The organism is Streptomyces sp. NPDC050147 (assembly GCF_040660195.1).
In the GTDB taxonomy this organism is placed as follows: domain Bacteria; phylum Actinomycetota; class Actinomycetes; order Streptomycetales; family Streptomycetaceae; genus Streptomyces.
Map to the genome: position 1 here is coordinate 55,367 of NZ_JBFALJ010000029.1, position 13,610 is coordinate 68,976.

Below are 13,610 nucleotides of genomic sequence, written 5' to 3' on the forward strand. Positions count from 1 at the left end.
CCGTCGGAGGCCAACTGACGATTAGAAGAAGAACCGGGCATTGCCGACGCCGGAGCGGCCTCCGCCTTCGGGAGTCGCATCCGATGCAATTGGCGTCGGTAGACCAGCCGTACATTGGCGCTAAGCGCTTGATCACCGCTCTCAGCGCAGGTCGCAGCGTTCGGGTGGGCCTGGGACTGGAGCCGCTCGCGGACGTCGATCTCCTGACCGTCCGGTGGGAGGTGCGGATGGGCCGGCGTGGCTTCCTGGTTGCGCGTGGCGAGCCCGCAGCGCCGTGTTATATCGCGATGCTGGAAGGCGTGAACGCACCCTCACTATCTGGTGACTTGTCCGTGACTGTACCGACTATTGGGGTGGAGGAGGAGTTCTTCCTCGTCGACCCGCACACCCGATTCCTCGTCCCGGCCGGGCCGGCGGTAGCCGAGCGCGCCGCCGAAGAAGTGGGTGATCTGGTGACGGAGGAGTTCGCCCTGTGCCAGGTCGAAGGGCGCACGTCGCCGTGCCGGTCGACAGGTGAGCTGCGCGGGGACCTGGAGCGGGTGCGCGGAGCGCTGGTCACGGCGGCTCGTGCCCAGGGGGCTGATCTGTGTGCGTCGGGTACAGCGGTGATGCAGGAGGCAGGGCCGGTGCTGGTGGCCGACCATCCGCGCTACCAGGCGGGACAGATGCAGTACCGGAGCATGATGGATGACTTCGCCATCAGCGCCCTCCATGTCCACGTCCACCTGCCCGACCGTGAGCTCGCGGTGTGGACAGCCAACCATTTGCGGCCCTGGCTGCCGCTGCTCATCGCGCTGAGCGCCAACTCGCCGTTCCACCGCGGGAGTGATACCGGCTACGCCAGCTGGCGGTCCATCATCCGCAGCCGCTTCCCCTGCCTGGGCCCCCCGCCCTATGCGGCGACGTTGGAGGAGCACGAGCAGCTGGCCGTGACCATCGCGCAGACCGAGGCCATGCTGGATGCGGGCACGCCGTTCTGGGACCTGCGCCCCAACCCGCGGCTGCCCACTTTGGAGATCCGCGCGATGGACGTGCTGCAGGATCTCGACGACACCGTCGCGGTCGCCGTGCTGCTGCGCGCGCTCACCGTCACCGCTGCCGCCCGCGCGAAGTGCGGTGACCCGGGACCTGTGTGGGAGGGGGAGGTGCTGCGGGCCGCGTGCTGGCGGGCCGCCCGCGACGGGTGGAGCGGCAAGGGCTTCGACCCGGTCACCGGCCAGTACCGGCCCGTGGCCGCCCTGGCGGAGAACGTGTTGGCTTTCCTTCGGCCAGCGTTGGAGGAGGCCGGGGACCTGGGCGAGGTCGTGGCCTTGTTCGACCGGCTCTCGCGCCGCGGTGACGGAGCGGCCCGGCAGCGGGCCTGGGCGGCTGGCGGGGCCGGGCCGCGGGCGGTGGTGGACCGGCTCGTGCTGGCCACCGCCCGCGGGCGTGGTGCCCGGGGGTGAGGTCAGCGGGCGGTGAGCGTGGTCACCAGGACATCGCGGTGGCCGGGCCGGCCGATGTCCTGCGGGCGGACTGGCGAGACGGCGTGCCACGTCGCCCGGTCATCGCTCAATAGGAGGGTGCCGGGTTCGCTGAGCGTGGCGGCCGCGATCTCGCGACCGTCCGCGCCATAGACCGTGCTGCAGCCGCCGCTCACGTTCTCACGGCCGATCAGCAGCGAGGACACCAGGTCGACGCCATCCTTGTGCCGTCCTTCAGGGGTGGGCTGCGAAAGGCTGTCCGCCTGCGCGACCACCCGGAAGGGATGCACTCTGACGATCCACTCAGCGGTATCGCGCATGCCCCCGGCAACGTCACCTAGCAACCGGATCAGCGCGTACAGCACCGGTTCTGCCCGGAATGCCTCGGTCAGCGGCTCGAAACGACGTTCGACACCCACATACAGGGGGTTACTCTCCTCGGGCTGCACGAACACCTCATGGCCCAGCGGCGCGATCTCCCCGTCCCGGGACAGCAGGAACTGTCCGTAACGCCGGAGACGGTGTGTGCCTTTCTCGGCTGCGTACGGATCCGCCACCAGGTCTTCCCAGTGTGCGGCGAACCGTTCCCACACCAAGGGACCGGCGCTCACACACTGCGAGGCCGCCGCCGGGGGCATCAGGTGCCAGCCAAAGCCGGCGACGGCTTCGCGCGCTGCCTGGACCAGGGATGTCGCGTCGCCCGCAGCCGTACTGCCCCCGTTGCCCTGGGCCGCCTGGTCCCGGTCGGCCTTCGTGATGACGTGGTCGTCGTCCATACGTTCATGCTGCTACTCACCGCCGTCCACGGCATCCGCAGCACTCGTAGGGATACTCCGGGCTGGTGAGCGGCCGAATGGCCACCTTCCGCCACCGGGATCATCGTCTGCGGCCGCGCGGGCCCGCTGAGCCATTCCCGGGCGACCGCCGGGGGCAGCCGCTTGTGAAGGGAGAGCAAGGTGATCGTCACCATCGTCGTGGCCGTCGGCGCCGTGCTGGCCGGAGTGTTCGGTCGCCGCCTCCTCCGCCGCCAACTCGAGTCCCTGGAAACCCCGACCCTGACCGTGCGGGACTTCGTCCTGCCGTTGCAGGCCCTGACCGTCTTTGTACTCGCCTTCGTCCTGGTGATGGCGTCGAACTCCAACGGCAGAGCCGAAGAAGCGGTACGCAAGGAAGCCAAGGCCCTGGACCACATGTACGAAGTGGCCGACTTCGCCCCGGCGCCGCAACGCCAGAGGCTGCAAGCAGACGTCATCTGCTATGTCCGCTCCGTACGGTCATCGGAGTGGCCAGCGATGGCCCACGGCCACGGCTCCACCGGTCCAAGCACCTGGACCTCCGACTTCCACGCGGCATTGCAGGACATGGGCACCGACGCTGCCCCCTTCACCATGCTGCTGGCCTCCGACAAGGAGCGCGACCAGTACCGGCAAACACGGGTGGCGGAATCCACCCCCACCATCCCCAGCACCGTCTACTGGGTCATGCTCGCCGCACTGGCCGTCCTCGTCGTCGTCCTCGGCCTGTGCCTGCCCCAGACGAAGAGCGCGACCGTCACTGCCACCCTGATCGTGACGACCGCCCTGCTCACCAGCGTCCTGCTCGTCATCCGCGATGTGGAACGCCCCTTCAGCGGCATGATCCAGATCAGCTCCGGCGCCATGACCGCGGTCGACGACGACCTGACCAAGAATTACACCGCCACCCACGGCGACCACCGCATGCCCTGCGACGAACAGGGCAACCGCCCCCGCGCCACTCACTGAGCGTTTCGTCCCGGCAGGGTACGAGTGCCCCAGACAGCGCCGAGCCAGAGGGCGCAGCGTGGCCGGTGACGACCTGGCAGGGCTGGCAGCACTTCACCATCACCCCTCCCCCACAACCACACCGCACCCCGAGAACCAGAACGAGGCACGGAAGAAGGCCTCACCTACCACTCCGCGTTCGTCACCGTATGGACCCCTGCCATCGACACCCTGACCACGAACGTGCGCACGCTGATGATCCTGGGACAGCACCAGCAGACCACCGCACGCCCCTCGCTGATCGTCACCGGACCGGTAGCGGCCGGAAGACCACCGCCCTCCTGCATACCGGGCGCACCTGCCACCTCGTCCACACCCGACAGCACCCGCCATCGGACCGCAGCACGCACGCAGCGGTGCCATGGCGTATGTGCTGATCCCGCCCGCAGCGAGCGCGAAAGCCCTCGACCGAGCTCGCCCGCTACCTCGGCATTCCCGTGACCGGCCGGATGACCCAGGCCCAGATCATCAACGCCGTCTGCCACACCTACAACCAGGCTGGCGTACGCCTGATCCTCATCGACGAGATCCACCCGCTCAACCCCGCACCACCACCGGCGCGGAAACCGCCGACCTCTTGAAAGACCTCACCGAACGCATCCGCGCGACCTTCGTGTACGCGGGCATCGACGTCACCCACACCGCCCTGTTCTCCAGAGTACGCGGAGCACAACTCGCCGGGCGAGCCTCCCTGGTGGAACGCGGAGCATTCCCCGCACGCCTCGGACAACATGAACCGTTCCGCGAGCTCATCACAGGCCATCACCGCTATCTGCGACGGCACCGAACGCATCACCAGAACCAGCCTCGAAGCGATCCGCCTGGACCACCTCGCCGAAACCCACCACCGCTCCGCCCCGAAATAGCCCCCACCCGCCCAAGGCCAGCCTGTCTAACAGGATCGCGCCTTGGTCGACATCGTCATCGCCTTCCATCAGAAACAGGCGGCCGACGCAGTCGACTGGCAGTTCGAATTCCCCCACCCCGTCCCAGTCGTTCCAGGCCGTTCGCGGACAAGTGCGGCGAGGACCAACTACGCGGTGAGTACCGGAGTTTGGCATTCGTGTTTGAGCGCCGGTGGTACGTGCGCGCCCCAGTGGGCCCGATGCGCGACCGGCTGGGCGGGTAGGGCTTTTACAGTCACCCCCTTGGGCTGGCTGTGGCTCTGAGAAGCGGCGTCGAGGAGGCCGGTGTGCGTCCGCGCTTCGATATCACTCGGCGGGTGGGCGGTTGTCGTTCGCGCTGTGGATCCACTGCGGGTTGTACCAGTCGACCCAGGTCAGCGTGGCGATCTCGACGTCGTCGAGCGTCCGCCAGGCGGTTCTTCTCGCCGCGGACCGCGCCGACGAGGCCGAGCACGCGCATGATGCGTTCGACGGTGCGCAGGCGACTTCGATGCCCTCGCGGCGGAGCTGGTGCCATATCTTTGTCGCCCCTTGTACCTACCGTTTTACCGTTTTTCGTCGTACACGCACTGGATCTCCTTCTTCTACTCCTCGTGCTGCAAGGCTTGTTGGGAGGGTTCGCCTTCCGCCTTCTTGGCGGCGTAGTAGGTGGGGGCGATCTGGAGTTCGCGGCAGACCGACTCGACGCCGAGCTCTTCGCGGACGGTGTCCACGAAGGCCGTCACCTGGGCCGTCGCGGGGCGAGTTCCTACGCAAAGAATGCCGACGCCGGTTTGAGGATCTCGTTCGCCCGCCGCAGTGCCCAGTTCTCGCGCTCCAGCTCGGCTATCCGCTGGGCGTCCGCGGTGTTACCCAGTGTCAGATGTCGATGGACAGCAGCGTGCCCTCCTCGGCGCGCGATACACAGGGAAGCAGAGCGCCGGCATCGCGCTCCTCGGATGTCAGTAGGTGGTCGCGGTGGTCAGGAGTGCCGTCGAGCACCTGGATACGGCAGGTCCCGCAGTAGCCCTGCCGACAGGAGCGAGGGGCGGCCGGGTAGGCGTCGAGCAGGACGTCGAGGGCAGTCTGGTCGGCGGGGACCGGCAGACGAGTGCCGTCGCGCAGGCGGAGAGTGAAGGGTGCGCCTTCGGCAACTGAGTCCTTGGTGAACCTCTGAGCATGCAACCCCCGGTCGGTCTGTGCAGAGAGGGTGCGGCGAACGGAGTCCAGGAGCCGTGTGGGGCCGCAGCAGTAGACCGCGGCGGAGCGTGGGGCACGAGCGAGGAGTACGGCGGGGTCGGGGTAGCCCTCGATGTCGTAGCAGTGTCTGGTGATTCGGGTGCCGATGGGGTCCAGTGCGGCCAACTCGGCGGCGTAGGCCAAGGAGGCGTGATCGCGTCCAGTCTGTACAAGGTGCCAGTCGAGGCCACGCCGTGCGGCTTCGCGGACCATGGGCAGCAGTGGCGTGATACCAATGCCTCCGGCCAGGAAGAGGACGGTGGGTTCGGCCGCGAAGGGGAAGGTGCAGAAGGGGCCGCGAGCGGTCAGCCGGGTGCCGGGCAACACGACGTCGTGCAGTTCTCGGGAGCCACCCCGGCCGTTGGCCAGGCGGCGTACGGCGATTCGGTACACGGTCGTGTCGACGGGGTCGCCGCACAGGGAGTACGAGCGCATCCGCCCTGAGGGCAGGATGACGTCGAGGTGGCTGCCCGGCTGCCAGGCCGGCAGCGGTTCCTGCGGCCGCTGTGCTGTCAGGGTGAATTCGGCGACGTCTGGGGCGAGATCACGGCGTGACCGTACGGTCAGAGGTGTTTCTGCCGGGACGTGCGCGGGCGTGGGCAGCCGGGAACTGCGTCGGACACCGGGGAGGGTGAGGCTGAAGAAGAGGACTCGGCTCAGCCGGGTCAGCTGGGTCATGAACTGATCGGGGCGTTCGGGCCGGTACAGGTCGTTCGGAGGCTGCGGCTGCGTGGGCATGAAAGAGCTCCTTGGGCGAGGAGGGGCCGCCGGAAGCGGGGCGGCCGCGGCTTCGTTTCGGCCGGCGCCGCCGAGTTGCGGCAAGGTGAGTCAGAGCCGGTCGGCGGCGCGAGCTGCGGGAGAGCGGGCCAGGTACGCCAGGGCGGGCCGCAGGTCGAAATCCAGTGACGGGTGATACTTGGGGCGGGCGTATCGCAGCGCGGAGCCGCCGAGCGAGGCCAACGGCCACAGCAGTCCCCGGCGGGCCGCATTCTGGTGAGCCCGCAGGCTGAATCGCACCGAGCCGCGCAACTGGGGGTCGATGCTCATGAGGTAGCGGGCGCCACGCGTCAGGAGCCAGAGCACGTTGACTTCGGTGAGTGCGGCGGTGCGCAGTCGTCGGGCGTAGCCCGGGTCCAGGTGGGTGAGCAGGTCGAAGGCGACACTGGAGTGTTCGACCTCCTCGGCGCCGTGCCAACGCAGCAGGTCGAGCATCGCCGGGTGGGTGCCGGCGCTGTCGAGGGCGGGAGTGTCGAGAACCCAGGCACCCAAGTGGGCGGTGAAGTGTTCGGCTGCGGCGACGATGGCGGCCAGCTCCGTCACCTGTTCGCGGTATCGGGGCGAGGTCGGCTCGTCGCGAGGGGTGAGGATCTTGCGGAAGTGCCACTCCATCTGTCGCAGGTAAGGGTCGATGTCCAGTCCGAGATCGCGCAGCCTGCCGTGTACTTCTTCATGGGCCCGGGCGTGGATGACCTCCTGGCCGATGAAACCGTGCAGCCGCTCACGCAGACGCTCGTCGGTGACCATGGGGAGCGCCTGCTGGAAGACCCGGCAGAACCAGCGCTCTCCCTCGGGCAACAGCAGGTGCAAGGTGTTGAGAGTGTGGGTGACCTGAGGCTCGTTCGGCACCCAGTGCAGCGGCAGGTCCGACCAGTCGAAGCGGACGTCTCGCGGCAGGTGACGCAGGGCGGTGTGGGGGTTGGTCATCTCAACTCCGGTTCAGCTGCAGGAGGGTACGGATGGTCAGGTCGACGGCGGCGGACGGGATGTGCTGGGCGACCCGCCCCAGGGCTGCTTCGTAGCCGATGCCGTAGCGACGACGGGGCCCCGGGACGGTCAGGGCCCTTCTGACCGTCCGGGCGACGACCTCGGGCCCGAGGGGGCCGCGTGCCGCGACGAGCCGGCGCATCACCGCGTAGGCCTTCGTGTAGCGGGTGTGAGCCGGCAACTGCCTGAGCCCATTGGTGAGCATGGGCGTGTCGATAAAGCCTGGTTCGATCAGTGAGACATGGACCCCGCTGTCGGCGATCTCCCTGCGCAGGGCATCGGTCAAGGCTTCGAGTGCGTGCTTTCCGGCGCAGTACCAGCCGTTGAGCGGCATGGCGACCAATCCTGCCACCGAACTCATCTGCACGATTCGGCCTTCGCCCCGTCGGCGCATGGCGGGCAGCGCGAGGCGCGTCATCCGGGCGGTGCCGAGCAAGTTGGTCTCCATTACGGCCCAGGCATCCGTCTCAGAGACGTCTTCAAAGGCTCCGGAGACCGCGATGCCGGCGTTGTTCACCAGAGCCCAGGGACCGCCCTCGGTCATGTCGGTGATTTCCGCCATGGCTGTCCGGCAGGAGTGCATATCAGTGACGTCGAGTAGAACCATGTGAAGGTTCACGTTTCGCTCGGCCGCCGCCGCAGTGAGCTTCCCGGCCTTTTCGGTGGTACGGGCCGTGCCAATGACCTGGAATCCGTGGGCGGCCAGTTCCAAAGCTGTGGCCATGCCGATGCCGCTGGTAGCTCCGGTGACGACGACGCTTTTCATGGATGCGCTCCTGCACGTACGAGACGACTTGGTGGCTTGCGGGGCAGGGCCTTCCTCTTGCGCGACGGTGGGGGCCGCCGCCGCCTTGCCCCGTACCGCGCGGGGGCGGAGGCACCGGGCGATACGAGTTCCCGCTGAAGGCCGCCGGACGGCCGGTGCGGCCACGTGGACATGCCGCCGCCCGGATATCCGATGCCTTAAACGTTCACTGTGGGAGCATGACGAATATGACGGCTTGTGTCGTACTCGACACAGCGAAAGATCCTCTACTGCATGGCCGTGTACACAAAAGGGCTATCAGATATACAAAAAGGTAAATAGCTCTTTCAGGTGAAGTCTGTTCTGCCTACCCGCAAAAGGAGCCGGTAGCTGTGCCGTGGCCAGATACCCGAAAGGGGCGGTATATCGTCCTGCTGTGGGCGGTGTTCGCACTGGGTGCCTGCCTGGTTATCCCGGCGGGGCAGGAGCGACTGCGGGGCATCGCTCCGCAGGTTCCGGGCAGTCCATCGGATCGTGCAGCCGAGCTTGTCGCTCACCACATGCCTGGTCTTGGCTCCGAGCAGATGCTCCTCGCTTTCAACTCCCCTTCCTTGCGGGCACATGAGAAGCCCTACCAGCGTGCTGTGTCCGCCACCTTGAAGGCGGTCGGCAAGGCTGCCGGCGTCGGCACAACGATGCCGCTTCCACAGCCGCACGGCGTTCATCCCCGCCATGCGCATGCTCTGGTGGGAACAGAAGGGGACGCCGAGACTCGCCGCCGACTGCTGCCCCGCTGGCGTGCAACGGCCGAGCACACGGTGGCCGTTGCCTCCGGCGGCCGGGTCTCTGTGGCGGTGACCGGCCTGACTCCGGTCTTCGCCGAGCTACAGCAGTCCGACTCGCGCGACCTGCGACGCCTCGAGCTGGTGACCGCGCCCATCGTGCTGCTGCTCCTCGTGCTGGGGCTGCGCTCATTCGGCGCGGCACTGGTGACAGCGATGACGGCGGGGACGTGCGCGCTACTCAGCGCCGGCCTCCTCAGCGCCCTGGCACTGCTGTGTCCGGTGGACAGCATGGCTCTCACCGTCGCCACCACGATCGGCTTCGGCCTGGGCCTCGACTACGCCCTGCTGTTCGTGCTCCGTCACCGCGACCTCGTACGGGAGGGGGCCGGGCATCGGGAAGCGGCCGTTCGGGCACGGACGACCGCTGGGCGGGCCATGCTGTGGTGCGCGGGCGCGGTCATCGTGACCTCAGCGATCCTGTACATCGTTCCGTCACAGATGGTCCGCACGATGGGGTTGGCCGCCGGACTCACCGCCCTGGTGACCGCCACTACAGTCTGGGTGGTCCTGCCCGCCGTACTGCCCCGCCTCGGACCACTTCTGCGCTGTGACCAGCGTGCTCCCTCCCGACCGCTACTCAAGACGGGCTCCAGGAACGACGAAGGCACATGCCCCCGTTCGGACCGCTGGGAACGATGGGCCGTACATCTCATGCGCCACCCCTGGCCTTGGCTGACGGCAGCCATCGCCGTACTTGCCCTCGCCGTCGCGCCGGTCGGCGGACTGCTCCTGACCCCGAACCTGGACCGCGCTGCCGTTGCCCGCAGCGCCGCGGGCAACGGACTGGAGCAGCTGGAGCGGAACGGCCTGGCCAACACCACCCTCCTGGCACTGCCGCACCGCGCCGGCCAAGGCGCGGTGAAAACGCACACTCTGACTGCCGCACTCCAGGACGACCCACGCGTCACCGCCGTCAGCACACTGGACAACGGGCGCGACCTGACCCTGGCCGTCGTCACAGACCGGGTGCCGGTGGACACGGCCGACTCCGCCCGTCTGGTACGCGACATCCAGTCGGCGGCAGCCCGTGCCCTACCTGCCGGACAGCCAGTGCACACGGCCGGTCCAGCCGCAGCCATGGCCGACTTCCACGCGACCTTGCGCGCCGCTCTGTGGCAAGTGGCCGGCTTCTGCGCGGCGGGCGCCCTCTTGCTGATGCTCGTGGCCTTCCGCAGCCTGCTCATCCCAGTCAAGGCCCTGCTGATGAATGCGCTCGCCACGGCAGCCGCCTTCGGTCTCCTCGCCTGGTTCACGAACCATACGGGCGACCAGGTGAACGTAATGGTCCCGGTGCTCGCACTGACCATCGTGTTCGGGCTGTCCCTTGATTACGAGGTCTTTCTCGTCCACCGCATCACCGCGCACTACCGTACCCACGGCGACCACCGCGCGGCTGTCGTGCGCGGCCTCAGCGAAACGGCTCGCCCCATCACCCTGGCCGCAGTCACGATGGCCGCCGTCTTTGCCGCGTTGATGACCACTCAGCGCCAGGATCTACGGCACCTGGGTTTCTTGGTGGCCGCAGCGGTACTCGTGGACGCCACGCTGATCCGCATGGTGCTCGTACCGACCCTCATGCGGTTGTTCGGCCACCTCAACTGGTGGCTGCCGCCCGCTCTGCGCGCACTCTTCCCCCGAATCGCCACCCCGCCTCTACGCCCTGCGTACCGGTCAGACCTGGAGCCCATAGGGGCCAGCGACGCCGAACGCCTACCACTCCCGATCCATCGAAACTCGAGCGAGGTCACCTCCGTGGACGACATCACCACCGACACCTTCGACGTCATTCGTACCGCCCTCACCTCAACTTTTCGCGTACCCGAGGAGGAGGTGCTCGCCAGCGCCACTCTCGAACAACTCGAGCTGGACTCCCTGGCTCTGGCGGAGTTCGCACTCATCCTGGAGGAGCGGCTCGGTGTGAAGATCGACAGCGAGCATGCCGGACGGACCACCACCCTCGCCGAAGTCGCCAGCCACCTCGATGAGCTGCGCTCGGCCACGGTTGCGCCCTGATGGGCCCGGCCAAGCCCCCGGTCGCCATCACCGGACTCGGTATGATCACTCCGGCCGGTGAAAACGCGGACACCACCTGGGACGGCGTCTGCTCTGGACACTCCCCGGCCACCAAGGACCCTCTCCTCTCCGGCCTGCCGGTGGACTTCTCTTGCCGCATCCAGATGTCGGACGAGACGATGGACAGCAGGCTCGGGCGCAAATCCTGGCGGATGGGCCGCGCAGAAAAGTTCGCAGTCCTCGCCGCCCGCGAAGCCGTGACCGACGCAGGGTTGGACCCGAAGTCCTGGGACGGAACCAGGGTCGCGACGGTCATCGGCTGTGGCATGGGCGGTGTACAGAAGTGGGAGGAGCAACACGCGCGGCTTCACGAGCGCGGGCCCGACATGGTCTCGCCACTGGCCATCCCCATGATCATTCCCAACCAGGTGGCGGGTGGCGTCTCCATCGACCTGGATGCCCGCGGCGCCAGTCTGACACCCACCACCGCCTGCGCCTCCGGAGCCACCGCGATCGCCGTTGCCCGCGATCTGCTTGCGTCGGGCCTTTGCGACGTCGTTGTGGCCGGCGGTGCCGAGGCGGCCATCGGACGGCTTTGCACCACCGGCTTCTGGCGTATGGGCGCCCTCTCCGAGCGCACCGATGACGTCACCGGCGCCTCGCGTCCCTTCGCAGCGGACCGGGATGGCTTCGTGATGGCCGAGGGAGCCGGCATCCTGGTCATGGAGCGTCTGGACGACGCCCTTGCCCGCGGCGCCCGCCCCCGCGCCTTGCTCGCCGGGTGCGGCAGCACGTCCGACGCCTACCACCCCACCTCGCCTCCGGAAGGAGCCTGGGGCGCGGAAGCCGCATTGACCTTGGCATTGACGGAAGCGGGCATCTCTCCGCACGATGTCGAGCACGTCAACGCCCATGGCACCTCCACCCCGCTGAACGATGCCACGGAGGCCGCGTTGATCGCCCGTGCCCTACCGCACCGTCCCAGTGTCACCAGCGCCAAGGGCGCGCTGGGGCACACCCTCGGGGCGGCCGGTGCCATCGAGGCAGCCCTTACCGTGCTGACGATGCAGCACCACGTGGTTCCGCCCGTGGCCAACCTTCAAGCACCCGCCCCGGAATTCGACGTCGACTTCGTCGTGAAAGAGCCGCGTCGGCAGCACGTGCGCACCGCCCTCAGCCACTCCTTCGGCTTCGGAGGCCACAACGTCGTCCTCGCGTTGAGAGCCTGGTAAGCCTGACAGCCTGCCGTCGTGGCTCCCGCGCCACGCCGGAGGGACTCCAGGAATCCCGCAATCCTGCAATCCTGCGGACCGAGCTCTGCACCGCGCCTACGGTTCCTTCCTCCACTAGAGGGCTTCGGCGCTCCGGTGCCAGCCACCCGACGGGTCGCTGCGGCGCCGCCTTGAACCTCGCCTCGGTTCCGCTGAACACCTACCTCGCCCATACACAGGAGACTGCACATGTCCGCCGCCTCCCCTCCCCCTCCTGCCCCGCCCTCTTTCGACTCCGCCAGTGCGCCCCGGCTTTGCCAAATCGCAGCCCATGGAACGGAAGGCACCACGCCAACCGTCGGCGTGTCGCCGTCTGCCGGGGTGGCGTCGCACGGACCGCGAGTCACCGAGGAGGTGGCTCCCCCGAGATGAAGCGCTATAGCACCGTCAGCCAGGTCGCTGTACACGTGCCCCCCGGCCGCCAAACGGGTCAAGACATCGAGGAGTTGCTGAGCGCACGTGATCCCGACGCACGAGTGATGCCTGGCCTCCTCAGGCAGATGTACGGCTTCGAGCAGCGCCGCGTCGCGCCGCCGGGTACGTGGCCCTCAGACCTTGCCGCAGCAGCCGCACGACGCGTTCTGAGCCAGGCCAGTCTTCTCCCTGACGCCATCGACTTGCTGATCTTCGCCTCGGCGAGCGAAGACGTGGAAGAACCGGCCACGGCTCACATCGTGGCTCAAAAGATCGGCGTCGGCGCTTCAGCCTTCGATGTGAAAAACGCCTGCAACGGCCTCCTGAACGCCATGGAGATCGCTGACGCCCTGATTCACACGCGCCAGTACCATCGAGTCCTTATCTGCACCGGGGAACGGGGAAGCCTTCTTTCCCGCCTGCCTCCCCACCACAGCAACGACCTCGCTGAGTTCCTGCCCGCCTGCACGCTGGGTGACCTGGGTGCAGCGCTCCTGATGGAGGCATGCGACCGCCCCGGGATGCTCGGCGGTCACTTCCGAGCCAACTCCGCGGGCTGGCAGGCCGCCACCGTCAGCAATCCCTACTTCACACCGGCCCTCGGCACGATGACCGTACGCTTCGACTCTGCCGCCCTGGCCAGTTCCTTCCAGGGCATGGAGACCGCGGCGCTCGACGCCCTGCACGCCATGGGCCGCAAGATCGACGACATTGACCTGTTCTGCGTCCACCAACCGTCCGTGGCCTTCACGCACACCATCCGCGACGCCCTGGGCATCCCGAAGGACAAGCTCGTCCACACCTTCCCGCACTACGGCAACGTCGCCACGGCCAGCCTGCCCCTACAGATGGTTGAAGCCATGCGTCAGGCCCGGCTGCGCCGGGGTGATCTAGTGGCTCTGTTCGGGCTCGCCAGCGGCGCAGCGGCCGGCCTGGTGCTCATCGAGTGGTGACACGCCCGGCACATGAATCGCCCGTGACGCGATACGCCAACATAGGTCCAGGCGGTCATCAGCGGGTTCGGCATAGCGAGATGTGCCTTACGCTTGACCGGCTCGACAAGCTGATCGTGCCAGCCTTCGCATGCACGCAGGAGCGCAGGCAGCCCGAAGCTGCCACGAAGTGACCAGTGAGCGACCTCCAACCTGAAGTTGCAGGTCGTGGGGCCAG

At 67.8% G+C, this 13,610-nt stretch carries 12 protein-coding genes and 1 other annotated feature; of the genes, 6 read left to right on the forward strand and 6 right to left on the reverse strand.

Features of this window, described 5'->3' with window-relative positions:
* The first annotated feature begins 332 nt into the window (after positions 1-332).
* Positions 333-1,445, forward strand: a complete 1,113-nt coding sequence (locus AB0I94_RS34305; RefSeq protein WP_363313646.1) for a YbdK family carboxylate-amine ligase — start codon at positions 333-335, stop codon at positions 1,443-1,445.
* Positions 1,446-1,447: 2 nt separating this feature from the next.
* Here the strand turns inward: AB0I94_RS34305 and AB0I94_RS34310 are convergent, their stop codons facing one another.
* On the reverse strand, positions 1,448-2,239 hold the full coding sequence (locus AB0I94_RS34310) for a 2OG-Fe dioxygenase family protein (RefSeq protein ID WP_363313647.1): 792 nt from the start codon (positions 2,237-2,239) through the stop codon (positions 1,448-1,450).
* 180 nt (positions 2,240-2,419) lie between these two features.
* Between AB0I94_RS34310 and AB0I94_RS34315 the strand changes: the two genes are divergently transcribed.
* Together AB0I94_RS34315 and AB0I94_RS34320 are read left to right on the forward strand one after the other, a co-directional pair.
* On the forward strand, positions 2,420-3,226 hold the full coding sequence (locus tag AB0I94_RS34315) for a DUF4239 domain-containing protein (protein WP_363313648.1): 807 nt from the start codon (positions 2,420-2,422) through the stop codon (positions 3,224-3,226).
* Between the two features lie 488 nt (positions 3,227-3,714).
* Positions 3,715-3,846, forward strand: a complete 132-nt coding sequence (locus AB0I94_RS34320; protein WP_363313649.1) for a hypothetical protein — start codon at positions 3,715-3,717, stop codon at positions 3,844-3,846.
* 171 nt (positions 3,847-4,017) lie between these two features.
* On the opposite strand, the gene AB0I94_RS34325 is transcribed toward AB0I94_RS34320, so the two are convergent.
* The 5 genes from AB0I94_RS34325 to AB0I94_RS34345 all read right to left on the reverse strand — a co-directional run bounded on the left by AB0I94_RS34325 (position 4,018) and on the right by AB0I94_RS34345 (position 7,918).
* Positions 4,018-4,248 (reverse strand): hypothetical protein, encoded by a 231-nt coding sequence (locus AB0I94_RS34325; RefSeq protein WP_363313650.1) that lies wholly within the window; start codon positions 4,246-4,248, stop codon positions 4,018-4,020.
* A gap of 506 nt (positions 4,249-4,754) precedes the next feature.
* Positions 4,755-4,883: a hypothetical protein gene (locus AB0I94_RS34330; RefSeq protein WP_363313651.1), complete on the reverse strand. Its 129-nt coding sequence runs from the start codon at positions 4,881-4,883 to the stop codon at positions 4,755-4,757.
* Positions 4,821-4,934 (reverse strand) — a sequence feature (AL1L pseudoknot). (Overlaps the previous gene by 63 nt.)
* A gap of 94 nt (positions 4,935-5,028) precedes the next feature.
* Positions 5,029-6,126 (reverse strand): PDR/VanB family oxidoreductase, encoded by a 1,098-nt coding sequence (locus AB0I94_RS34335; protein WP_363313652.1) that lies wholly within the window; start codon positions 6,124-6,126, stop codon positions 5,029-5,031.
* Positions 6,127-6,216: 90 nt separating this feature from the next.
* Entirely contained in the window at positions 6,217-7,092 is an 876-nt protein-coding gene (locus tag AB0I94_RS34340; protein WP_363313653.1) for a metal-dependent hydrolase, read from the reverse strand.
* A 1-nt stretch (position 7,093) separates the two neighbouring features.
* Positions 7,094-7,918, reverse strand: a complete 825-nt coding sequence (locus AB0I94_RS34345; RefSeq protein ID WP_363313654.1) for an SDR family oxidoreductase — start codon at positions 7,916-7,918, stop codon at positions 7,094-7,096.
* Between the two features lie 422 nt (positions 7,919-8,340).
* Here AB0I94_RS34345 and AB0I94_RS34350 point away from each other — a divergent pair, with 422 nt between their 5' ends.
* The 3 genes from AB0I94_RS34350 (at position 8,341) to AB0I94_RS34360 (ending at position 13,393) form a co-directional block, all read left to right on the forward strand.
* The gene (locus AB0I94_RS34350; RefSeq protein WP_363313707.1) at positions 8,341-10,755 is read left to right on the forward strand and encodes an MMPL family transporter; all 2,415 of its coding nucleotides are present in this window, start codon (positions 8,341-8,343) and stop codon (positions 10,753-10,755) included.
* Complete coding sequence (locus AB0I94_RS34355; protein ID WP_363313655.1) at positions 10,755-11,987, forward strand: beta-ketoacyl-[acyl-carrier-protein] synthase family protein; 1,233 nt, start codon at positions 10,755-10,757, stop codon at positions 11,985-11,987. The genes AB0I94_RS34350 and AB0I94_RS34355 overlap by 1 nt, the downstream gene beginning before the upstream one ends.
* A gap of 407 nt (positions 11,988-12,394) precedes the next feature.
* Positions 12,395-13,393: a 3-oxoacyl-[acyl-carrier-protein] synthase III C-terminal domain-containing protein gene (locus tag AB0I94_RS34360; RefSeq protein ID WP_363313656.1), complete on the forward strand. Its 999-nt coding sequence runs from the start codon at positions 12,395-12,397 to the stop codon at positions 13,391-13,393.
* Positions 13,394-13,610 lie beyond the last annotated feature (217 nt).